The following is a 24,654-nucleotide window of genomic DNA, read 5'->3' on the forward strand; positions in this document are numbered from 1 at the left end:
TTAAGGCTTAATCCTGTACGGTGTCCATTTAAAATATCTATCCTCTGTTATTTCCTGTTCAACCAATTGGATGTTGGCATCAACAAGGTTTACATGCAAATCCTCATAATGGTCTATCCGGTATTGCAACAATGCATCCTTGCCTGTCTCGCCCTGATCAATCAACGCCTCGATGCATGCCAGCGCACCTTCTTTTGCTTTTTCCATGGCTTTTACCAAATCGGTAGTTTGATAATATTGCTCGTAACCTGGCTGTAAAGTATAAGCGGCATGGTCTCGTGCTATCAATCGCCTATTATTTGGTTTAAAATCATTTGCAGGTATTATTTTTATACCGGTGTCATTTTTATCAACGCGATAGCTGCGGTAATAAGTATGCATATCGGGCTTAACGGTTATCTCTTGCATTATTGTTTCCATTTCCAGTTAAGTATTTCGGGCATATCCTTGCCGTTGGCTTTAATGTATTGTTTGTGTTGTGTTAGCTTATCTGTAAGCTGCTGCTTAAGGTAAACGCCTTTGCTGCCTGTTTGCGGCAGGCGGTCAATCACATCCATCACCAGGTGAAAGCGGTCCATTTCGTTAAGTACCGTCATGTCAAAAGAGGTGGTGATGGTGCCTTCCTCTTTATAACCCCGCACATGCATATTCACATTGTTGGCGCGGTTATAAGTTAAGCGATGTACAAGCCATGGGTAGCCATGGAAAGCAAATACTACGGGTTTATCGGTGGTAAATAACGCGTTATAATCTTTATCGCTAAGGCCGTGGGCATGTTCGGTGCTTTTTTGAAGTTTAAACAGATCTACCACGTTAACAACTCTTATTTTTAGTTCGGGCATGTGTTCTCGTAAAATCGAAGCTGCTGCAAGTGTCTCTAATGTCGGTACATCGCCGCTGCAGGCCATTACTACGTCAGGCTCGGTCTCCTGGTCGTTGCTGGCAAAATTCCAGATACCTATACCGCGGGTACAATGTTCAACAGCCTGTTCCATATTAAGCCATTGTGGTGCCGGGTGTTTACCTGCAACAATAACATTTACATAATGATAGCTGCGCAGGCAATGGTCCATTACCGATAACAGGCAGTTGGCATCGGGTGGTAAATAAACCCGCACAATGTTGGCTTTTTTGTTTACTACATGGTCAAGGAACCCCGGGTCCTGGTGGGTAAATCCGTTATGGTCCTGCCGCCAAACGGTAGATGTTAGCAGGATATTAAGCGATGCGATGCGCCTGCGCCAGGGCAGTTCGAGCGTTGTTTTTAGCCATTTGGCATGCTGGTTAAACATCGAATCGACGATATGGATAAAGGCTTCATAGCAATTAAACAGGCCATGCCTTCCGGTAAGCAGGTAGCCTTCCAGCCAGCCTTCGCATTGGTGCTCGCTCAGCATTTCCATTACGCTGCCATCTGCTGCCAGGAATTCATCATACGGAATGACGGGCGCACCCCATTGGCGGTTGGTTACTTCAAATACAGCGTCCAGCTTGTTTGATACCGTTTCATCGGGGCCAAATATCCTGAAGTTGCGTTTTTCCTGGTTTGCTTTGATCACATCGCGCAGAAAGCGGCCGCTTACGTAAGTATCACCTTCGCCGTTAACACCGGGGCTTTCCACCACGGTAGCATAATCCCTAAAGTCGGGCAGACGCAAATCGCGCAATAAGTTGCCACCATTGGTATGCGGATTGGCACCCATGCGGCGGTCGCCTTTTGGCGCAAGTTCGGCCAGTTCGGGCACCAACTTGCCATCCTCATCAAATAGCTCTTCGGGCCGATAACTTTTCATCCAGTCTTCCAGCATTTGCAAATGTTCGGGCGGCGTACTTGCCGAAACCGCAAGCGGGATTTGGTGAGCCCTAAAGTTGCCTTCAATTTTATGACCATCCACCTCCTTAGGTCCAGTCCAGCCTTTGGGCGACCGTAACACAATCATCGGCCAGCGCGGGCGAAGGCTATTAGGTTGCTCCGCATCATATTTTATTTGCTTAATTCGGTCAACCGCGTAATCAAGCGCCATCGCCATATCCTTATGCATTTGCTCCGGATCTTCGCCTTCCACAAAAATGGGATTCCAGCCATAGCCGCGGAACAGTTGTTCCAGCTCTTCGTGGGTAATGCGGGCTAAAACCGTAGGGTTAGATATTTTGTAACCATTCAGGTGCAGTATTGGCAATACTGTACCATCGGTAAGCGGGTTAAGGAATTTGTTGGAATGCCAGGCCGTAGCCAACGGACCAGTCTCGGCTTCGCCGTCGCCTACAACACAGGCAATAATCAAATCCGGGTTATCCAACACCGCGCCGAACGAATGGCTAAGGGAATAACCCAGCTCGCCACCTTCGTGGATAGAGCCCGGTGTTTGCGGCGAAGCATGGCTGGATATGCCGCCGGGATAAGAAAACCGGGTAAACAGTTTACGCAGGCCTTCTTCATCCTGTGTAATATCAGGATAAACTTCTGTGTACGTACCTTCCAGGTAGGTGCCGGCAACAACAGCCGGGCCGCCATGCCCAGGCCCCGAAACATAAATCATATTCAGATCATATTGAGTAATGATCCGGTTGAGGTGTGTATAAATAAAGTTTTGCCCGGGTGTAGTTCCCCAATGCCCCAGCAGCATGTTTTTTACATGCTCCAGCTTAAGCGGTTCTTTCAGCAAGGGGTTATGGTGCATGTACAATTGCCCTACCGATATGTAATTTGCGGCGCGCCAGTAGGCGTGAATTTTTCTTAATAGTTCGGGCGATAATTCGGCTTGTTCTATGTTTAATATTTCGGTTTCCATGGCGGGTTTTTATTTTAAAATAATGGTTTGTGTATGTTGTGCTATTATTGCTTCTTCGTTGGTTTTTAGTACCATCACCTTAACATTACTTGTTGACGATCCGATGTTTTCTTTGTGCTGGTTGTTCAGTTTTTCGTTGATGCGGATGCCTAAAAAATCCAGGTTGCGGCAGATCATTTCCCTGACAACGGCAGAATGCTCGCCTATGCCGCCGGTAAAAACCAGTAGGTCTAACCCGCCCATGGCCGCTGCCAGCGAACCGATGAACTTGCGCGCCTGGTAACAAAAAGTGGTAATTGCAGCACCGGCTTTGGCATCATTGGCTGCCATGTTTAGTAATTCCTGCATGTCACTTTTGCCGGCAATGGCCTTTAATCCCGATTGTTTACTGAGTAGGGTATCAAGCTGCATAGCGGTAAGCCGCCCCTGTTTCAGCAGGAACAATACAACACCGGGATCAAGATCGCCGGAACGGGTGCCCATTACCAGGCCGCCAATAGGGCTAAGGCCCATAGTAGTTTCTACACTTATGCCGTTTTTTACCGCGGCCATGCTTGCGCCGTTGCCCAAATGAGCAATAATGATATTTTGCTTATTTACATTAATGCCATCGGCAGCCAGTTTTTGGATAATGTATTCGTACGAAAGGCCATGAAAGCCATAATGCAGCAGGCCTTGCTCCCGGTATTTATTGGGTAGGGGGTAATATTTAGCCTCGTCGGGCATATCAGCATGGAAGGCGGTATCAAAGCAGGCTACCTGTGGTAATTGTGCAAAAGCTTTTTGAAAAGCTTTGATATTTTTAATTTCATCGGGCAAATGGTTGGGGGCCAGGTAAACATATTGGTGCAGGGTTTTTAGCAAATCGTCTGTTATAAGTTGCGGCGCCCTGTGGTTTGGCCCGCCCTGTACCAACCGGTGCCCTATAGCCAGCAGGTTATTGTTATACTGGCTGTGTTTAATCCAACGGATTACGGCTTTTACTGCTGCATCCAGGTTTTTAAATCCGCCGGACTGGCCTGGCAACGGTTTTTCCTGCTTGCTTATTACAAGTTTACCTGATGCCGTGCCAATGGCATCTACACTGCCCGATAACTCTTGCTGGAGTGAGCCTGCATGGTACAAACTAAATTTAAGGCTTGATGAACCGCAATTAATGGTTAACAGAAAAGTATTTGAGGAGGCCGCCATACTTATTTTTAATCATGCAGTTTTAAATTAGACTACTATGCAAAGCTATACCTTACTACCGGCGTGAGGAATGACGGTCATTAACCATAAATAGTGATGTGTATCACATTCTTAGGTACGACTCAATGACTTTTGAAATGTTTTGAATTTTCCTGGTCTATTTGTGATAGAATTTTGTGGTAAACGTTAAGGAGGTAGAAGCATGGCAAACGCGTTTAAATACTAACTGCGATAAGCTGTTATTTAATAATCGCTAACGGAATAAGGTTATAGAGTCGGGAAGATGTAAGCATTTAACGATACCGTGTTTTCATTGGCTGATTGTGGTTGAATGATCCAGGTACCAAAGGAAATTGTACCGACCGGCAACAGGTACCAATACTAGATGCTTCTGCATTACACAACCAATTTAATGTTAACCATGATAAAATATAAAATGTTGATTATTAAATATTTATAAAAAATATATCTAAAATGTGTTAAGTTATGTTAACCCAATCAGGCGCGTTTGCCCTGGTGGTAAAAGTTGTTTTTCCTGACCGTAAATAGCAAAACGCCGCCTGGATTGCAGGCAGCGTTTTGTTTAGTGAACTGGCTTCCATACCAATTACGCCTGGAAAACCATTAAGGGAACCGATAGGTGGGCAGCCATCTTTTGTGTATGGCTTAAATTTAAAATATCATCAATAAAACTATACGGACCATGGTTCATAGCCAGGATATCTACCTGCCCATGTTTGCAAAGCCAGGTGAGGCCCCTTTCGGCGGTGGTATCTTCTAATGCGCGGTAATAAATGTGCGGGTAGTCGGCTTTGTTTGATAGTTCGGTAAGTAGCTGATCTATCAATAACTGGAGCGCAGGAGAATGGTGCTTTTCGGTATAAACATGGGTTAGCAGAATCTCGGCATTCATGGGCCTGGCTAAGGCTATCAGTTCGTATATCGATTTAATGTCTTTCCCTATTTTGTTAAAATCAGTGGCGAAAGCAATCTTTTTAACCATCTCCACAGGTGCCTGGGGCGGAACAACCAGCAGCGGCTTTTTGGCGGCATCGATGAGCGCGTTGGTGTGGTTTGCCAATAAAAAGCCACTCCAACCGCTGGCGGCGTGCTTCCCGATAACAATCAGAGCAACGTCGGCGGCGGCACAGTTGGTGTTCACCACATCTGCAACCCGGCCAGCGTCGTTTAAATAACCCACTTGCGGCCTAAAGGTGTCCGTACGGTCAATGAGTTCAAGATGTGCTTTTAAGCGCTGTAACTCATTTGTACTATCCTCCATCAATAATTCGCTTTCTCCCCCAAGCCAACCCGTAAATCCCGTTTGGGGTATCTCTGCCGGGATAATAACCGCGTTGCACAGTAATACGTTTGCCCTCATTTGTTTGGCCAGATAGTAGCCATATTCGGCTGCACGCCGGGCGTTCTCTGAAAAATCGGTAGGAATTAATATTGTTTTCATTTTTTGCCGTTTAACCGGGAGTAAAATTGGCTGATTTATTGAGGCAAAAGCATGACGATGGTCACACTACAAGGTGATAGTTGCTACAAAATCAAATGAAATAACAATTTAACCAATGAGTATTGCAAATTATTGCTGGATTAAGCTTGTAAAGCCTCTATTAAATGAAAACCGAAAGGCTCAATTATCAGGTGCTCGTCACTATTACTAACAATGTAATCTTTGCCGGTCCAATGATCAGTTAACTGCGTGATATTACCCTGGTTTAAGCCAAAGGCTGCCCAAGACAGGTAACATACTTCGTTGCTAAAGTTAAATACCCCATAAAATACTTGTCCCTCGTAGGCCCGTGAGTAGCCCGCTACATGGATGTTATATGGCTTAAACCAGGCCAGGTTATTATGATCGGCCACGGCGGGTATTTTTTTGCGGATGGCAATTAACTTTTGGGTGCCCGAAAAAACAATATTTTCAACTGTATCAGGGCTGTTTATTAATTCATTTTTATGCCAGTCAATTACCGGGCGGTGCATCCACCGGTTATCATAGCTTTTAGCCTCATCGGTTAAATAGGAGTAGTCGTTGGTATAACCTACCTCATCGCCATAAAAAATCATGGGTATGCCGCCAAGAAAAAAGCTGTGCGCCTGCATCAGTAAAATTTTTTGAATGGCCGTGTTTATTGCTCCTGTATCATTACGTTTTATAGCCTTTTCAAGGCCGCATAATGAAGCCAGCGAGCCGCTGATGCGGGCATCGCCCGTTTGGGGATTAGCCGAAAATAGAGCACCCGCAGATGGGCTCGACACAAAATTGCCTGTATAATAGTCCTGCAAAAAGCGGCGGTGCCGATATGGGTCATAACCGGCTTTCCTGATCATTTCATCGTCGTAACCCAAACCAATATCGTCATGGCACCTGGTATAGGTAATCCACGAGGCTCCGTATGGTTTTTGCTGTAATTGGCTTTGCGCGGCAAGCATTACACGGGTATCGCCGGTTGCCAGCATATCCCACTGCAGTGCCATTTGGGTAGCATTATAGGCAAAATCGCATTCTTTAGCGGCAAACCGGCCATTGCCAAAGTATTTCATAATCTCGGCGGGGGCCACAATGGCTTCGCCAAGCAGCGCCAGCCCCGGCGCGGCTACCAACACACATTGCTTTATAAGGCGCAACAATATGTGGGCTTGCGGCAGGTTTTGGCAATTGGTACCCAGTTGCTTCCAGATAAATGCGGGTGCGTCAATCCGCAGAAGATCTACACCCAGGTTGGCGTAAAAAAGCACAATATCCAACATCTCCAGGAATACAGCGGGGTTGCTATAATTTAAATCCCACTGGTAATGATGGAACACCGTCATTACCCATTTATTGCACTCCGGTACGTAAGTAAAGTTTCCCGGCGAGCTTTCCGGGAAAATTTCGGGCATGGTTTGGTCGTATTGATCGGGAATTGCCCTGTCATCATACATGTAAAAATAGTCCTGGTATTTAGGGTCGCCATTTTTTGCCTTTAATGCCCATTCATGCTGGTTGGATGCATGGTTAAGCACAATATCCGTCATGAGGTACATTTGTTTGGTGTCCATCTTCCGGCGCAGCCGCTTTAAATCGGCCAGTGATCCAAACCGTTCATCTACCCTTCTGAAATCGGATACTGCGTACCCGCCATCGCTTGCGGCGGGCGGGCTTTCAAATAGGGGCATCAGGTGCAAAAAGTTTACCCCCAGTTTTTCAAAATAAGCCAGTTTATTGCCCAGGTTGCCTAATGTGCCGCAAAACCTATCCACGTAAAGGCTCATGCCGGTAATTTGGTTACTTAAAAACCAATTATCCTTTGCGACCTTTGCTTCGTCTTTGTTTTTAAACGTCGCAGGCCTGGCCGAATAAGCCTTGATAATATTTAAAAACAGTTGTTCGAATACTGGCGCAGCGGTCGTATGCCCGCTATAAATCTCCTGATAAAGCTCCCGGATGGTATCGGCGCTGGTCATCAACCGTATATAAAATGCATTGTCGCTGCCGGCTATGTCAAGGTTGTATTGGCTTAAAATGCTATTAACCCGCTGATGTAATTGATGGTTGTACACGATTATAAATTTTTATCCAAAATAAGTTGATAAAACAGATTGTAGATATAATTAATGCCCGGCCCCAGCTGGTACTATTACATCATCTGTTATGGTATCTTTTTTAATGCGTATAGTGGCTGCAGCTGCTATTAATAGCAATACTCCTGCAAAAGTGATGGCATTTAATGGGTTATCGCCCAGGAAGTTTTTGTAAATAAAGCCAAAGCTGATGGTTTGTAATATCATAGGTACAACAATCATCATGTTGATGATGCCCATATAAACGCCATAACGCTCTTTGGGGATGCTGCCTATTACCATAATGTAAGGTACGCCCATCATGCTGGCCCAGGCTATACCAAAACCCACCATTGGCGCAAACAACAAATTTTTGTCGGTAAGATGTGGGAATACCAACAAGGCTATGCCAGCCATGAGCAGGCAGCCAATATGCACATATTTGGCGCTGAATTTTTGCGCAAGCCAAACCAAACCGAACGCCGAGCAAAAGGTAACTATATTATAAAATCCGTTTACTTTGCCCGCCCATACTACAGCCTGCTCATACAGCTCCTTATTACCATCGGGCGTGGTATGAAACACCGATTTTGCTATGCTTAACGATACAAACTGCCAGTAGCAAAACATGGCATACCACTGAAAAAGATATACCAATGCCAGTTTCCACATAATGCCGGGCATATCTTTAATAGCCGTAAAAATTTCTTTTATAGGTTCAAAAAGCCCCTTTTTTCTGCTCCTTAGTTCGGTCAGTTCAGCTTCAGTAGGGGGAATCTCGGGCGTGGTTGTTACCGACCAAACCACCGAGATTATAGAGCAGATTGCGCCGACAAAAAACGACCCGAAAACCCAGTAGGGGATACCTGATTGCCCGTCGCTGGTTTTGGTACCGCCCGATATGATGTTTTTGAAAAAACCAAGCGATAAATTGGCCAGGGTAATACCCAGGCCTGTAAAAAAACTTTGAGTTAAAAAGCCAAAGGCTCGTTGCTTTTCGGGCAGCTTATCGGCTATAAATGCCCGGTAAGGTTCCATAGCGGTATTATTGGCTGCATCTAATATCCACAGTAAGCCAACGGCCATCCATAACGCCCTGCTAAAGGGAAACGCAAAAAGGCAAAGGCTGCAAAAAATGGCACCAACTAAAAAGAAAGGTTTACGCCTGCCCCAGCGCGGATGCCATGTTCTGTCGCTAAGGGCGCCAATAAGCGGTTGGATGAGTAGCCCCGTCATTGGTCCTGCTAAATTGAGCAGTGGCAGATCTTCGGGCCTGGCATGCAAAAAAGTATATAGGGGATTTATAGCAGTTTGCTGAAGCCCGAAGCTATACTGGATGCCGAAAAAACCGACATTCATATTAATGATTTGCCAGAAACTTAAACGGGGTTTTAAAATGGACATGGTGGTTTGTTAAATGGTGTGGTGTTGAAAAGAGTATAGCATTTTTAAGCAGATTTAACGTAACGTCCGGCTTCATCAAATGAAGCTTTAAACAAAGGAACGCCATTTACATCATCGGCAGGCACATTAAGCCTGGCTTTGATGCGCATTTTATAAACGTAGATGGTATTGGCCGAATATTCTAAGATGCCTGCTATCGTTTCACAATCGGAAATGCCCAGTTTCATGAGGGCAAAAATGCGCAGTTCGGTATTTAACTGCCCAATGCGTTTTGGCCATATCTGGTCGTCCTTTTTCAGCATCGCATTAAATTCCATAACAAAATTGGGAAAGGCCTTTAAAAAGTACTTGTCAAAGTCGCGGCAAAGCAATTTGCGTTCTTGTTTAATATCTGTTTCGTTGAAAAATGGAAGTATTTCCCGGTAGGTTTTTACGTCGGTATTTCGCTTTATACTTCGGTGCAGCTTTTCAAATTTGGTAATATAGTCAGATACCAGGCAAACAAAGTGGCCTATATGGTCGGCTTTACTTTGGCCGTTCTGTTCTATTATTTCATTTAAGGTAAGTAGCCGCGATTGCTGCCCTGCTATAATATCCTGCTGCAACTTTGTTTGTTTTGATAATATAAAAACTCTGGATATAGAGGCAACTGATATCAATACCGATACCGTGAGGGCTACAGCCATAACGGTATATATTGAGGGGAGGTGAATTATAAACGCAGGTATATCTTTTAAAAAAGCTATTCCGCTTATTTCAAAAAGATAAGTATAGCAAAAAAATGAAAAAACGGAGGCAGTATGATATATGCTCATGTCTTTGGTAATTTAGCTGGCAAAAAGGTAACAGGTTATAATTGGTAATACTTTTTTAAAAGTAAGATTTAGCTTTCAGGTTTTATACGCACTACAACCAGAATAAGGTTTGCAACAGCCTGCAAACGTTTGCGATAATGTTTGTTGTTGAAAAATAGTTAAGAAAATCCAGATCATAATGTTGGATGAGTGTACAGAACCGGCACATAAGTGTTGTTTTAAATGTTAAAGGATATAGATAAATTGAAACCGAAAAAATGTACTACTTTTAATTGCCGATTACCAACAGCCAACCCATGCCTGATATAACTTTAAAAAGACTTGCCGAGATGCTTAATTTAAGTATCTCAACAGTTTCGCGGGCACTTAAAGATCATCCGGATATTTCAAAAGAAACCAGGCAAAAGGTTAAAGAGCTTGCTGCCGTTGCCGAATACGAACCAAATACCTACGCCATTAACCTGCGGACCAACCAAAGCAAGGAACTGGCAGTAATTATACCCACCATTGCTAATGATTTTTACCAGTCATTCATCAGCTCACTCGAAGAAGAAGTGCGGCTGTATGGTTATTCGTTAATGATGTTGCAATCTGGCGACGACCCGCTGATAGAGCAGCAAAATCTTAAAAGGTGCAGACAGGGGAGGGTTTCGGGCATATTTATTTCTGTAACTACCAAAACCACAGATATAGGCAACTTTTATAAACAAGGCGATCATCCAATCCCAATTGTTTTTTTTGATAAAGTGCCGGCAGCAGAAAGTTGTATAAAAATATGCGTTGATGATGTAATGGCAGCCGCCATAGCCGCTAAAACACTGATAGCCAAAAACAAGCTAAACATCCTTGGCGTTTTTGGAAATGAAGAGCTATCCATCACCAAAAAAAGACTAAGCGCTTTCACCGAAACATTGAGGGTGGCAAATGCCGAAGTTAGGTTAGCCATTTATCACGCAGGCTCAATAAATGAATCTTTTGAGGTTGTCATGAGTAAGTTAGCCCGGCAACAGCCCGATGCCATATTTTGCATGAGCGACGAGATATTGATAGGGGTGATGAAAGCTGTGCAAACCTTACAGTTAAGGGTACCTGATGACGTAGGTATTATAGCTATAAGTGAAGGCCAGGTGCCCACATTTTATTATCCGCAAATTACCTATATTGAAACCAGCGGCTTTAAACTGGCAAAAAGTGCTTTTGTAAAAATGATGGCATGCATAGCCGGAAATACCGGGACACATGAGATCAAAATTAACTCCACTCTGGTAGAGGGAGGTTCGCTTTAACAGGCTGTAGCGGCAGTGCTAATACACCGGTAGGGTTTAATAATGTTAATAAAGTAAGCCGTAAAGACTGCTCCTTTATATATCTTTGAGATATAAACCCGTAATTTCAATTTCATAGTAGTAAAATAAAAGAAAACCTGTACCGGAGTTGTTTTTATACGGTTACAGTTTACGTGAATATTGCTCCGTGAAGGGCTGGTTAACCAATTTGTTTAAACCTTTGAATTATATAAGCATGAAGTATTTTTTCTGTTTCTTATTGTTAATAACTTCTTTGTCAACATTTGCATCTGATACAACAAATAATTTACTTGAAGAATTAAAAACCGAGATTGGAAAAAAAAGCACATATGAGCACACTAAAGAGTTGCGGATTAATAAGCTGAAACTATACAGATCGAGGCTATCCAAAAATGATTATGACGCCCAGTTTTCTACATTAAACAGTATTTACAGCGAGTATAAGGGTTACCAGTTTGATTCGGCCTATGTTTATGTGGATAAGATGATAGCCTTAAGTAAGCAGCGGGGCGATAAGCAGGGGGAGTATTATAGCTATGTAAAAATGGCATTCATCCTGCTGTCGTCGGGCATGTTTCATGAAGCTTTTGACTATTTGCACAAGGTTGATGTTAAGGTTTTGGAGAATCCGGCCAAAATTGACTATTATTTTTTTTTGGGCAGGTGTTATTACGATATAGCTAATTATAGCAACGATAAATATTTTACGCCCGGTTACATTACAGCCGGTAACAAATCTATTGATTCGGCAATATCTTTTTGCGGCGACGATTTTGTGAGCCGTAATTACCTGTTGGGTTTACAAAAACTACAGGAGCGTAACTACATTCAGGGTAAAATTTGGTTTGGCAAGCTGCTTGAAAAAGATATGGTGATAACCATGCACTTAAGAGCAATGGTTTCCTGCTCATTGGGGATGATTTACTTACAGGATAATCAAAAAGAAGAGGGCATTAACCTGATGATTCAATCAGCCATCGCCGATATTAAATCATCTACCCGAGAAACGGTTGCACTTTATACCTTGGCCGATCTTTTATATAAAGAGGGCAATATAAAAGATGCTTACAGCTTTATACAATTGGCTAAAGAAGATGCCGATTTTTATGGCGCAAGGCAGCGAAAAATACAAATTGGGTCGATTTTACCAATTATAGCCGCCGCCGAACTCAATAATTCGGAACACCAAAAGAACCGCTTCCTTGTACTGCTGCTTACATTAACTGCCCTGGCATTGTTAGTAGTGTTTTTCCTGGTGATGATTGTAAAACAACTGAAAAAACTAAAAGCTAAAGAAAAGATAATTGAAGGGAAAAATGTACAGCTTAACGATATAAACGGTAAGCTGCTGGTTGACGCCAAAATTAAGGAAGAATATATCGGGCAGTTTTTTAAAGCGATATCGGGATATATATTAAAGCTTGAGAACCTGAAGGTATCTATCGAGGCCAAAATATCGATGAAAAAGTATGATGCCATTACCTCGCTTATCAACAATATAGATATTAAAAAAGAGCGTGAGAGTTTATACTATAGTTTTGACCATATTTTTGTGAAAATATTTCCAAATTTTATCAATGTATTTAACAGTCTGTTTGACGAAAAAGATCAGATTTGGCCGCAGGAGGATGAGTTATTGAACACCGATTTAAGAATATTCGCGCTTATCAGAATGGGTATTGCCGATAACGATACTATTGCAAAAATATTAGAATATTCTGTGAATACCATCTACGTTTATAAAATGCGCATCAAAGCCAAATCATTACACCCCGAACAATTTGAGCAACGCATCATGAATATCAAACCTTTTGACATCAGCTAATTTTTTGATGCTTCAATATTCATTTATAAAGTTTGAAAAGTAGTTTTTAGATAATTTAGTACCGGATTTTGTTAAAATAGAGGTAATAAAAACTTTATATTTTTTACCACTTGAGTTTTTTTAATTATCTGATAATTAGGTATTTGAAAAATAAAAACGTCGAAAATATTTATATAAATTTAAAATTATATACATTTTACCAATCTTGTGTCCCACATCACATTTTTCTACTGCTTTAATAACTAAATTGCATAAGATTTTCAGGTGTAATATTATAAACCATTACATTTTCAGTAGCAGGTATTGTTAGTTAAGTTCTCAGGTGAATCCGAGTTAATTGGTTTTAAACGAGATTTTTTAATGTTTAATTAAGTATTTTTACCAAGGTCTCGATTAAAAAAATACTTTAAGATATGCCGGCGACTAATTGAGGGGTTATTTTGTCAAACCAAAAAAGTCTAAACCAGTTAATTAAACCAATTCAACTAAATCTCAGTAATTATGCAATTTAAACACTTACTCAAAGTATGTTTCTTTGCTGTATTTCTCTTTTTCTCAGCCGCAGTAATGGCTCAGAATAAAGTTATTACAGGAAAAGTAACTGACAAGAAAGATGGATCAGCACTTCCGGGAGTATCGGTAACCGCCGTAGGCGCTACGGGTGGCGCCATTACAACCGCAGATGGTGATTACAAATTATCTGTTGCCGGTAACGTTACCGCAATTAAATTCTCCTACATTGGCTACGTTGGCCAAACGGTAAACCTCGATGGCCGCACATCTATTAATGTAAGCCTTGAAACTACAAGCAGATCATTAAATGAAGTAGTTGTAATTGGCTATGGTACCCAGAAGGTAAAAGACGCAACAGGTTCTGTGGCATCTATTGGCACTAAAGACTTTAACAAAGGTGTTATTTCAACTCCTGATCAATTGCTGCAAGGGCGTATTGCCGGCGTTACAGTAACCCAGTCAAGCGGTGAGCCTGGTGGAGGAGCTTCTATCAATATCCGCGGTACCGGGTCAATAAGGGCCGGTAATGATCCGTTGTATGTAATTGATGGTGTGCCTGTATCAAATGATACTTATGCTGCCTCAAGCGGTTCAAGCCCTATTGGTATGTCATCTGCAAGGAATCCGCTATCATTTTTGAACCCTAACGATATCGAAAACATCTCTATATTAAAGGATGCATCGGCTTCGGCAATTTACGGTTCACGTGGCGCCAACGGTGTGGTATTAATTACCACCAGGAAAGGCCGTAAAGGACAAGGTATCCAGTTTTCAGAAAATACTTCATTAAGTACCACTGCAAGCCGTTATGATATCCTGAATGGCCCCGACTTTTTGAAGGCTGTTGCCGGTGTGGGCGCTGATGCTAATGCCATTAACAAAGGTGCAAATACCAACTGGCAGGATCAGATTTTCCGCAAATCCGTTTCGCAAACCATAAACCTTGGTTTTGGCGGTGCTAAAGATGGTTTTAGCTACAGGGCCTCGTTTGGTTACGATGACCAAAACGGTGTCATCAAAAAATCCGGCTTAAAACGTTTAACCGGTCACTTAAACGCCAACCAGTCGTTATTTAAAGATGTAGTAAAATTAGACCTTACGTTGGCAGGTTCAAATGTGAAAAATCAATATGCCCCGGTAACCAACGATGCTGGTTTCCAGGGTAGTTTAATTGGCGCTACAATTGGCCTTAACCCAACCTACCCGATTAAGAATGCTGACGGTACTTATTACTTTGACGGCAGTAACCTTAACCCGGTTGATATGTTGAATAACACTTATGACAGCGACAATATTAACAGGTTACTCAGCAACATAGGCATCACTGTAAAACTGGCCAAAGGCTTAAGCTACCGCGGTACTTTTGGTAACGACTATTCGCTGGCAAAACGCACTACCTTTTATGACCCAACTATTCAGGGTTATACAAGCAGCAGCACCATCAGGGGCAAAACAGTTCCTTCAATTTCCGGAATTGGCCAGGGTGATTTGCAAACTGTGAAATTGAGCAGCCAGATCACTGAGCAAACCTTAACCTACGAAAAGAAATGGAGCGATAACAGTTCATTTACAATTTTAGGCGGTTATTCATACCAGGTATTCAACAACAAAAGCCTTATTGATATCAGAACCCAAACCTCTACAAAAAACGTATTGGTTAAAAATATGAATGATTTTAAAGACAGGTTTCCTCTTTTTGGTGATACAACCAAGTCTGAACTGCAATCATATTATGCAAGGTTAAATTATTCCTATAAAGACAAGTATTTATTGACTGCTACAGTACGTACCGATGGGTCATCTAAATTCGGTGCGAACCATAAATATGCTACTTTCCCGGCTTTGGCACTTAAATGGAAAATCATTAATGAAAGTTTTGCTCCTAAAAGCTTATTTGATGATTTAAGCTTGCGCTTAAATTACGGTAAAACAGGTAACCAGGAATTCCCGGCTTATCAGTCGTTGTCTGTATTCCAGACAGATTTGGCAGGCAACAGCAGCCAGCTTTACTTCCCTAACCCTAACTTGAAATGGGAAACAACCACTGCTTACGGCGCTGGTATTGATTTCACAATCGTTGGCGGCCGTTTATCAGGTACTGTTGATTACTTTAACAAAAGCACTAAAGATCTTTTGTTTTTCAATGCATTCCCGCAACCAACGGCAGCTCCCGGTATCTGGATCAACTTACCAGGAAACGTTATTAACAAAGGTTTAGAGATAGGCTTAAACCTTGAAGCAGTTAAAGGTCCAAAATTCCAATGGGATGTTAATTATAACATGACGTTCCTGAAAAACAATGTTCAGAACTTTACAGGTCGTGTTGTACAAACAGGTGCTATCAACGGCCAGGGCCTTTCTGGCGCGTTCTCGCAGGTTATCCAAAACGGCTATCCATTGTTCACATTTAAAGTGGCCCAATACAACGGGTTAGATAAAGATGGTTTTGGTATTTATCCTAATGGTATTGACGTGCAGACTTTGCAGGGCAGCGCGCTTCCTAAGTTTACCGCCAGCTTAACCAATAACTTTACTTATGGCAACTGGAATTTAAGCGTTTTCTTAAACGCGGTTACCGGTTTCTACGTGTATGATAACACAGCCAATGCTTACTTCTACAGAGGTAGCTTGCTTACTGGCCACAACGTATCGCGTGATGTTGCTTTCACCAACGAAAATCCGTTAAACTCTGGGCAGGTATCAACCCGTTGGTTAGAAAAAGGCGACTTTTTACGTGTATCAAACGTTAACCTTGGTTATACATTCCCTATCAAAAACAGCAAGATATTTAAAACGCTTAGGTTTAGCTTAACCGGACAAAACCTGGCTTTAATTACAGGCTACAAAGGACTTGATCCCGAAATTAACGTTAACAAACAAATTAACAACGTGCCATCAAGAGGTATTGATTATACCGGCTATCCAAAGGCACGTACCTACACTTTTGGAATTAATGCAGGATTTTAAAAATATTGATATGAAAAAATTAACAATAAAAATTGGAACAACCTGCCTGGCAGCACTTGTGCTTGCCTCAATGAGTTGTACAAAACTGAATGAAAAGGTTTATGGTTCAAAGGAAGTTAGGGCGGCAAGTAATGGATCTTCTGGCGACCTTGGTGGCGTATACTCGCAATTAAACGGACAATCAAACCAGGCCAATACTTACGCATTGCAAGAGCACCCAACAGACGAAATGATGGGCCCTACAAGGGGAACTGACTGGGGCGATTTTGGAACATGGCGTAAATTGCACACGCATACCTGGGATGCCTTCCACAACCAGGTAAATGATACCTGGGACGAGTTGAACACAGGTGTTTACCGCGCCACACAGGTTATCAATGCATCTGGCGTAACCAACCAGGTAAAAGGCGAAGCCAGCTTTTTAAGGGCTTACTTTATGTTTGAAGTAGTTGACCTTTATGGCCAGGCACCTTTCAGAGATCCAGCTGGCTCGGTAGATGCAATACCTACAGTTTATAACCGTAGCGCAGCAACAGATTTTATAATTAAAGATCTGGAATTTGCAGAAGCTAATCTTGGCACACCAACCGACATTGGCCATGCCGGTAAAGCCGCTGCACAGGCGCTTTTGGCCAAGGTTTACCTTAATAAAGCTGTATACAAAGCAACAACCGTTGGCGGTCCGTTTACTTTTGATGCTGCGGATATGAACAAAGTAATAGGCTATTGCAACGCGGTAACTGCCGCAGGTTTTCATTTAAATGGCCCTGGTAAATACTTTGATAACTTTTCATGGGATAACACCACATTAAGTACCGAGATCATCTTCGGCCGTATTAATACCTCTACAAATGCGCCGGCAAATACCCACAACCGTTGGAGAATGGGTATGCACTACAACCAAAGCCCAAGCAGCTGGAACGGTTTTACAACCCTTGCCGATTTTTATCACAGCTTTGAGGCCAGCGATGAGCGTATTGGTGGTACTTATCCAAAATTAACCGAATACAATGGTTTAAGAACTGGTTTCCTTATCGGCCAGCAATACGGTCCGGGCAATGTTGCCTTAAAACAACGTGGTGGTCAGCCATTGATTTTTACTCCGGATGTTAACTTAAATTACTCAACCGAGGCACAAGGTATCAGGGTTATTAAATATTTCCCTCAGCCTAAACCTGATGGTTCTGTAAATGATGATTATGCAACTAATACATACATCCTTTTACGTTACTCTGATGTACTATTAATGAAAGCTGAAGCTATTATGCGTGGCGGTACCGATCCTAACGGCCAAACAGCTTTGGGTATTGTTAATAATTTAAGAACAACACGTGGCGCAACTGCATTGGGCTCATTAACAGCAGCCAATTTATTGGCCGAACGTGGCCGCGAACTGTATTATGAAGGATGGAGAAGGAATGACCTTATCCGTTTCGAAAAATTCAATGACCCGGTTGATCAACGCCCTAACAAAACCGATAAAACAAGAACTTTATACCCTATTCCTCAGCGTGCTGTGGATACCAATCCTAACCTTAAACAAAACGCAGGTTATTAATATATTGGGGTTTATTTGATTTATAACAGAACGTAGCGGAAAATTTCCGCTACGTTTGTTTTTTGCCAATTATATGATGCTATTTAAAAAGTGGTCTTTTGTTTTTGCAGGAATTTTTCTATTATGGAGCTGTAACGGTGGTCAAAAAAACACGTTGTTTTCGTTACAACCCAATGATGAAACAGGCATAACTTTTATAAACCAGTTAACCGATAAGGACCGTACCAATGTATTTAGCTACCGTAATTATTATAACGGCGGCGGCGTTGCTATTGGCGATGTTAATAACGATGGGCTTAATGACGTTTACCTCACTTCAAATACCGGGGGCAACCAGCTTTTTATAAACAAAGGCAACTGGAAATTTGAAAATGCTACGGCCAAAGCTGGGGTGAAAGGCACCAAATACTGGAGCACCGGCGCAACTATGGTTGACATTAATGGTGATGGATGGCTGGATATTTATGTTTGCCACAGCGGCAACGCCCGTGGCAAAGAAAAAGGGAACGAATTATTTATTAACCAGCACGATGGTACGTTTAAGGAAGAGGCCGAAAAATATGGCCTGGTAGATAATGGATTATCAACCCAGGCCATATTTTTTGACTATGATAACGACGGCGACCTGGATTGCTTTGTGTTGAATAACTCATTCAGGCCAATTGGCTCTTTTGATTTTAGCAAAAACCTGCGCGAGGTTGTCGACCCCTTGGGTGGTGCCCGCCTGTATCGTAATGACGGCGGCCATTTTACCAACGTAACACAACAGGCCGGTATTTTTTCAAGCGATATAGGGTTTGGCCTTGGCGTATCTGTGGCCGATGTTAACCAGGATGGTTACCCTGATATTTATGTATCTAACGATTTTTTTGAACGCGATTACCTCTACATTAACCAAAAAAACGGAACGTTTAAAGAGGATATCCAAAATGAGACCGGCCACCTGAGCCTGGCCTCGATGGGATCGGACATTGCCGATATTAATAACGATGGGCAGTATGATATTTTTACTACCGAGATGCTGCCCGAAGGCGATAAGCGCCTCAAAAAAATGACCTCGTTTGAATCGTACGATGTAATCAAGGCCAAACAGCACGATGGTTATTACAATCAGTATATGCAAAACTGCCTGCAGGTAAATAATGGCGACGGAACATTTTCCGAAACTGCTTTTTACTCGGGTATAGCCGCTACCGACTGGAGCTGGGGAGCGTTGATGTTTGATATGGATAACGACGGCTGGAAAGATATTTTCATCTCCAACGGCATTTACAAAGACCTTACCGATCAGGATTATATCGAATTTTTGGGCAATAGGGATAACATGGCCAAAATAGCCGAAGGTCGTAAAAAGTTTGATTTTAAGGATTTTACAGATAAAATGGTATCAACGCCCTTGTCAAATTACGCTTATCTCAATAACCACAACCTTACATTTAGCAATAAAGCTGCCGATTTTGGTTTAGATAAGCCATCCTTCAGCAACGGCGCCGCCTATGCCGATCTGGATAACGATGGCGATAACGACCTGGTGGTTAATAACGTAAACATGCCTGTATACGTTTATAAAAGTAATGCCGAAAAAAATGGCAATCATCATATTCAGCTAAAGCTAAAAGGTACCGGGTTAAATACCTTTGGTGTGGGCACAACCATCAAAGCCTTTATGAAAGGCAGTGCGCTTATTTACTACAACCAGCCCACCCGTGGTTTTCAAAGCTGCACATCGCCCAATTTGCTTACTATAGGTACAGGCAAATATAAACAGGTTGATTCGCTCCAGGTCATTTGGCCGGGCGGCAAATATCAGCTAATTAAAAATATTAAAGGCGATAGGGTTTATACCTGTAAGCAAACTGATGCAAATTTGAACTATAACTGGAACAAGCCGGTAGTCAAATCATTATTTGCCGATGTAACCAAAGCTGTGTTTGATAGCATCCCCAGGCATAAAGAGGATGATTTTATAGATTTTGACAACGAGCGGCTGATGCTGCAAATGTTATCAACCGAAAACCCTTACATGGCAAGCGCCGATGTAAATGGCGATGGCTTAACTGATTTTTATTTTGGCAGTTCCAAAAACGGGGCGGCGGCTATCTACATACAACAAAAAAACGGCAGCTTTAAACAAAGCATCCCCGATGATTTGGCTAAACAAAGCTACCTTGAAAATGCCGGTGCTGTATTTGCCGATTTTGATGGTGATGGCGACCAGGACCTTATCATAGGGGTAGGGGGCAATGCCGATGAAGCCGGTACGCCGGTTTATTTCCCCAGGTTTTATGAAAACGATGGCAAAGGAAACTTCCATCGTGATGCAAGCCGCACACTACATGCAGGGGTTAACGCGTCGGTGGTCATATCGGCAGATTATGATGCCGATGGCCACCCCGATTTATTTATTGGGGGCAGGAGTGTGCCCGGGCTTTATGGCTGTTCGCCAAAATCATATGTTTTTCATAACGATGGTAATGGCCATTTTACCGATGTATCTGCCTCGGTATTAGGGCCGGATACCAAATTGGGGATGGTTACATCGGCCAAATGGGCCGACCTGGATAAAGATGGCTACCCGGATCTGATCGTAGCCGGAAACTGGATGGGCATCCGCATTTTCAGGAACCATAAGGGCAAATTTACCGAAGATACCCAACTGGCAAATTACAAGGGCTGGTGGAGCAGCCTGGAAGTAGCCGATGTAGACGGCGATGGCCATCTGGATATTATTGGCGGCAACATTGGATTAAACTCCAAGTTCAGGGCCTCGTTTACCGAGCCTATGAAGATTTATATTAAAGATTTTGATAATAATGGCACAAAAGAATGCGTAACATCTATGTACCGCAGTGATGATGTCAGCTATGTTTTTCATATGAAACCCGATTTGGTTGGCCAACTGCCTATATTGAAAAAACGCTTTTTACAATATGTGGATTATGCAGGTAAACCTTTTAACGAGGTATTTACCCCCGAAATGCTGGAAGGTGCCGAAATTCATGAAATGAACTTTTTGGCCTCGGCCGTATTTTTAAATAACGGCAAAAAATTCACCTGCAAATTGCTGCCTGCCGATGCTCAATTATCAATGGTGAACACCATTTTGTGCGATGATATGGGTAGCGCCGGCAATACCAAAATAATTTTAGCCGGCAATTTTTATGGCTTTAAGCCCGAAATAGGCCGGCTTGATGCCAACCGCGGCCTGGTTTATCAATTTAACAAAAATGGCTTTACCTATTTGCCGCCGGTAAAAACAGGATTTGATTTGCGTGGGCAGGTGCGGTCGTCGCTGGTTATCAAAAATCCATCGGGAGGCAAATACTACCTGTTTGGCATCAATGACGAACCTTTAAAAGCTTATAAACTCCGTTAATATTTAAAATGTTGTTTTACAAAATATACAAATCATTGCCGGCGAAGTTTTTGTTGTGGAGCTGTTTTATCGGGATGGTTTTGCTATCGGCCTGCAAGCCTAATAAGGCAGGCGAGGGTGTTTTTAAATTATTACCGGCCGATAAAACCGGGTTAAATTTTGTTAACGTAAATACAGTTTCCGATTCGGTTAATATTCTCGATTATCTGTATTTCTACAACGGTGCCGGCGTAGCCGCTGCCGATTTTAATAACGATGGCCTGCAGGATTTGTATTTTGTATCTAACCAGGGTTCCGATAAACTATATCTTAACAAGGGCAATTTAAAATTTGAAGATATTACAGCCAAAGCGGGCGTAGCCGGCACGGGTAACTGGAAAACCGGCGTAACGGTTGTTGATATCAATGGAGATGGACTTAAAGATATTTACGTATCGGTAGTGTCCGGTTACAAAGGCTTTAAAGGTAAAAATCAGCTTTATATCAACAACGGAGATTTGACCTTTACAGAATCTGCTGCCAAATATGGGTTGGATTTTGCAGGTTTTTCCACCCAGGTCTCGTTTTTTGATTATGATAAAGATGGCGACCTGGATATGTTCCTGCTCACCTCCTCGGTACATAGTAATGATACCTACGGCGACTCGACCTTAAGGTTTAAATACAGCCATGATGCAGGCGACCATCTTTTCAGGAACGATAACGGGCATTTTACCGATGTTACTGCCAAATCGGGCATTTACAGCGCGCCGATAGGTTATGGCCTTGGCCTTAGTGTTGGCGATTTGAACAATGATGGCTGGGACGATATTTATGTAAGCAACGATTTTTTTGAACAGGATTATTATTACATCAACCAGCACGACGGCACTTTTAAAGAACAGCTGAAAAGCGCTTTTGGCCATACCAGTTTGTTCTCGATGGGTAATACCATCAGCGATATCAATAAAGACGGGCACCTGGATGTGCTGACTACCGATATGTTGCCCGAGGATTTGAAAGCGCTACGGTCGACAATTAATGACGAGCCGCTGGATATTTACAACCAGGAGGTTAATGCCGGCTATTACTACCAGTATTCAAAAAACTGCCTGCAGCTTAATGTTGGTAACGGCAATAAGTTTGTTGATATGGGTTTGTATAGTGGCGTATCGGCTACTGATTGGACATGGTCGCCCCTGGTACAGGATTTTGATATGGATGGCCGCAAGGATATGTTTTTTAGCAACGGCATAAAAAAACGGCTTAACGATATGGATTACCTGAAATACCTGGGCAACCCTGATGTAATGAGGGAATATAAGGCCAGCCGGGTATTTGATAAAGACAAGATCAACATGATGCCTGATGGTGCCGTACACAACTTTTTTTATCATGGCGATGACCTGTTAAAGTTTACCGACGCCTCTTTTAACAACGACATGCAAAAGCCGTCTATCTCTGCCGGCTCGGTAGCCGTGGATCTGGATAATGACGGCGACCTGGAAATTGTAACCAACAACATGGATGAACAAGCCTACATTTACAATAATACCACCATGGAAGGTAGCGGAAAAGATAAGCCGGCGTATTTGAAATATGCTGTTAAATATACCAAAGCCAATCCGGATGGTATTGGTACAAAGTTTTTCCTGAAATCGGGTAAGCAGCTGGATCACCAGGAAATTCAAACCAGTAATGCCTACGCCAGTAACCTGAGCAACGAGTTGCTTTTTACTTTTTTGCCTAACGATAAACCCGAAGAGCTATTGGTGGTATGGCCGGATAACAGCTGGCAACTGGTAAGGGATTTTAAGCCAGGGACTAAAACGGTAATGAAATTTGATAGCGCCCAAACGCAATCAACGGGTGATGTGTCGTCGGTAATAAATACGTTTATCAGTAATAAGCAACCCTTTGATTATACGCCGGTTCAGGCTAAGTTGCTGGCAAGGTTAAAGCCTTTTGATACGCCCGATTTTAATTACTATTCGTTATTGCCGCATACTTATTTGCCGCACACACCTGCTGTTGCTGTGGCCGATGTTAATGGTGATGGTATTGATGACATTTACGTGGGCGGCTTTGCCGGCGAGGAAAAATACCTGCTTGTGGGCGATAAAAACGGAGGGTATACCAAAGTTGTGGTGCCGCAATTTAACCAGGTTAAAGATTACGGTGATGGCCAGGCTGTTTGGGCCGACGTTAATAATGACGGTAAACCCGATTTGCTGGTGATCAGCACCAATCACCCTTTCCAGGAAAGTGATAAGCTGCTGCCGTCACGGTTGTACATCAATAAAGGAAATTTCCAGTTTGAGTATAAGGCATTACCCAAAATAGTTAATCAAACTGCTAAAATAGCCGTGTTTGATTTTAATGGAGATGGACGGAGTGATGTTTTATTAACGGGTAGCATTTCTTATACCAACTATACCGCACCGCGACCGTCGACCATTTTGATTAACAAGGGTAACGGGAATTTTGAGGTGAGTCATGATAAACAATACAACGATATTACTGCTATCCAGTATGTAACAGACATAGTTACAGCCGATGTTGACCACAATGGTAAACCCGATTTGGTAATTACTGCCGAGTGGCAGCCAATACAGCTATTTTTAAATGATGGTAAAACACTGAATAAATTTTCATCGCCGGTGCTGGATAACCAAAAAGGCTGGTGGCAATCAGTAATGGTAGCCGATGTGGATGGCGATGGTAAAGCCGACCTGGTAGCCGGAAACTGGGGAACCAACAATAAATACAATGTATCGCCAGAACAGCCTTTATATGCTTACAATGATGATTTGGATAAGGATGGTAAAAACGATTTAATATTATCCTACTGTGTAAAAGGGTTATACTATCCATTTCGCCCTAAAAACGATTTGGAGCAGGAATTGCCGTATCTGAAAAAGGAATGGCTGAGCTACCAAAAAATGGCCGATAAAACCACAGCCGAAATATTTAAAGGCAAACTGGACGAAGAAAACCGTTTAGCCGCAAATCAGTTCAGCAGTATTTTTGTAAGCGATGTGCTGCATGCCACCAAGTTTGAAGTTTTGCCTTATCAATACCAGCAGGCGCCCATCCGCTCCATTATGCGTGCAAATAATAAAGCCGGGGATTTGCTATTGAACGGCAACTTTTGGGGTGTAGTGCCTTACGAAGGCAAATACGACGCTTTAGGCCTGGTTGGTCTACATTATGATAAAAATAAAAAACAGTTTTCGGCGCCCGGCTATATGGTAAACGCGGCCTTTAATTTCCAGGAGCTCCCGTACATCAGCACTATAAAAAGGGCCATGTCTACCAATTACCTCATTGTTACTTATGATGGCAGGTTGATGTTAGTAACCCCATAATCTC

13 protein-coding genes are annotated in these 24,654 nt (G+C 42.6%); 6 read left to right on the forward strand and 7 right to left on the reverse strand.

Annotated elements, in window-relative coordinates; translation table 11 throughout:
* From FSB76_RS24715 to FSB76_RS24745, 7 genes are all read right to left on the reverse strand, one after another.
* On the reverse strand, positions 1-408 hold the full coding sequence (locus FSB76_RS24715) for a hypothetical protein (protein WP_147058149.1): 408 nt from the start codon (positions 406-408) through the stop codon (positions 1-3).
* Entirely contained in the window at positions 408-2,792 is a 2,385-nt protein-coding gene (locus tag FSB76_RS24720; protein ID WP_147058151.1) for a phosphoketolase family protein, read from the reverse strand. Before FSB76_RS24720 ends, FSB76_RS24715 begins: the two co-directional genes overlap by 1 nt.
* A 9-nt stretch (positions 2,793-2,801) precedes the next feature.
* The gene (locus FSB76_RS24725; RefSeq protein WP_147058153.1) at positions 2,802-3,983 is read right to left on the reverse strand and encodes an acetate/propionate family kinase; all 1,182 of its coding nucleotides are present in this window, start codon (positions 3,981-3,983) and stop codon (positions 2,802-2,804) included.
* Positions 3,984-4,590: 607 nt separating this feature from the next.
* Complete coding sequence (locus FSB76_RS24730; RefSeq protein WP_147058155.1) at positions 4,591-5,445, reverse strand: universal stress protein; 855 nt, start codon at positions 5,443-5,445, stop codon at positions 4,591-4,593.
* Between the two features lie 140 nt (positions 5,446-5,585).
* Entirely contained in the window at positions 5,586-7,538 is a 1,953-nt protein-coding gene (locus FSB76_RS24735) for an amylosucrase (protein ID WP_147058158.1), read from the reverse strand.
* Between the two features lie 51 nt (positions 7,539-7,589).
* Positions 7,590-8,942: an MFS transporter gene (locus FSB76_RS24740; RefSeq protein WP_147058160.1), complete on the reverse strand. Its 1,353-nt coding sequence runs from the start codon at positions 8,940-8,942 to the stop codon at positions 7,590-7,592.
* 44 nt (positions 8,943-8,986) lie between these two features.
* A complete protein-coding gene (locus tag FSB76_RS24745) occupies positions 8,987-9,628 on the reverse strand; it encodes a DUF6377 domain-containing protein (protein ID WP_147058162.1) in 642 nt (213 codons plus the stop codon).
* Between the two features lie 425 nt (positions 9,629-10,053).
* Here FSB76_RS24745 and FSB76_RS24750 point away from each other — a divergent pair, with 425 nt between their 5' ends.
* The 6 genes from FSB76_RS24750 to FSB76_RS24775 all read left to right on the forward strand — a co-directional run bounded on the left by FSB76_RS24750 (position 10,054) and on the right by FSB76_RS24775 (position 24,650).
* Positions 10,054-11,043 carry a LacI family DNA-binding transcriptional regulator gene (locus FSB76_RS24750; RefSeq protein ID WP_147058164.1) on the forward strand — a complete coding sequence of 330 codons (990 nt, stop codon included), beginning with the start codon at positions 10,054-10,056 and terminating at the stop codon, positions 11,041-11,043.
* A gap of 274 nt (positions 11,044-11,317) precedes the next feature.
* A complete protein-coding gene (locus FSB76_RS24755; RefSeq protein ID WP_147058166.1) occupies positions 11,318-12,889 on the forward strand; it encodes a DUF6377 domain-containing protein in 1,572 nt (523 codons plus the stop codon).
* A gap of 567 nt (positions 12,890-13,456) precedes the next feature.
* Positions 13,457-16,369, forward strand: a complete 2,913-nt coding sequence (locus FSB76_RS24760) for a SusC/RagA family TonB-linked outer membrane protein (RefSeq protein WP_158642977.1) — start codon at positions 13,457-13,459, stop codon at positions 16,367-16,369.
* Between the two features lie 10 nt (positions 16,370-16,379).
* On the forward strand, positions 16,380-17,927 hold the full coding sequence (locus FSB76_RS24765; protein ID WP_147058170.1) for a RagB/SusD family nutrient uptake outer membrane protein: 1,548 nt from the start codon (positions 16,380-16,382) through the stop codon (positions 17,925-17,927).
* A gap of 73 nt (positions 17,928-18,000) precedes the next feature.
* The gene (locus FSB76_RS24770) at positions 18,001-21,303 is read left to right on the forward strand and encodes a VCBS repeat-containing protein (protein WP_147058172.1); all 3,303 of its coding nucleotides are present in this window, start codon (positions 18,001-18,003) and stop codon (positions 21,301-21,303) included.
* Positions 21,304-21,311: 8 nt separating this feature from the next.
* Positions 21,312-24,650, forward strand: coding sequence for an FG-GAP repeat domain-containing protein (locus tag FSB76_RS24775; RefSeq protein WP_147058174.1), 3,339 nt, complete (start codon positions 21,312-21,314; stop codon positions 24,648-24,650).
* The last annotated feature ends 4 nt before the right edge of the window (positions 24,651-24,654 follow it).

The sequence above is a fragment of the Mucilaginibacter ginsenosidivorax genome (genome assembly GCF_007971525.1).
GTDB classification, from domain to species: domain Bacteria; phylum Bacteroidota; class Bacteroidia; order Sphingobacteriales; family Sphingobacteriaceae; genus Mucilaginibacter; species Mucilaginibacter ginsenosidivorax.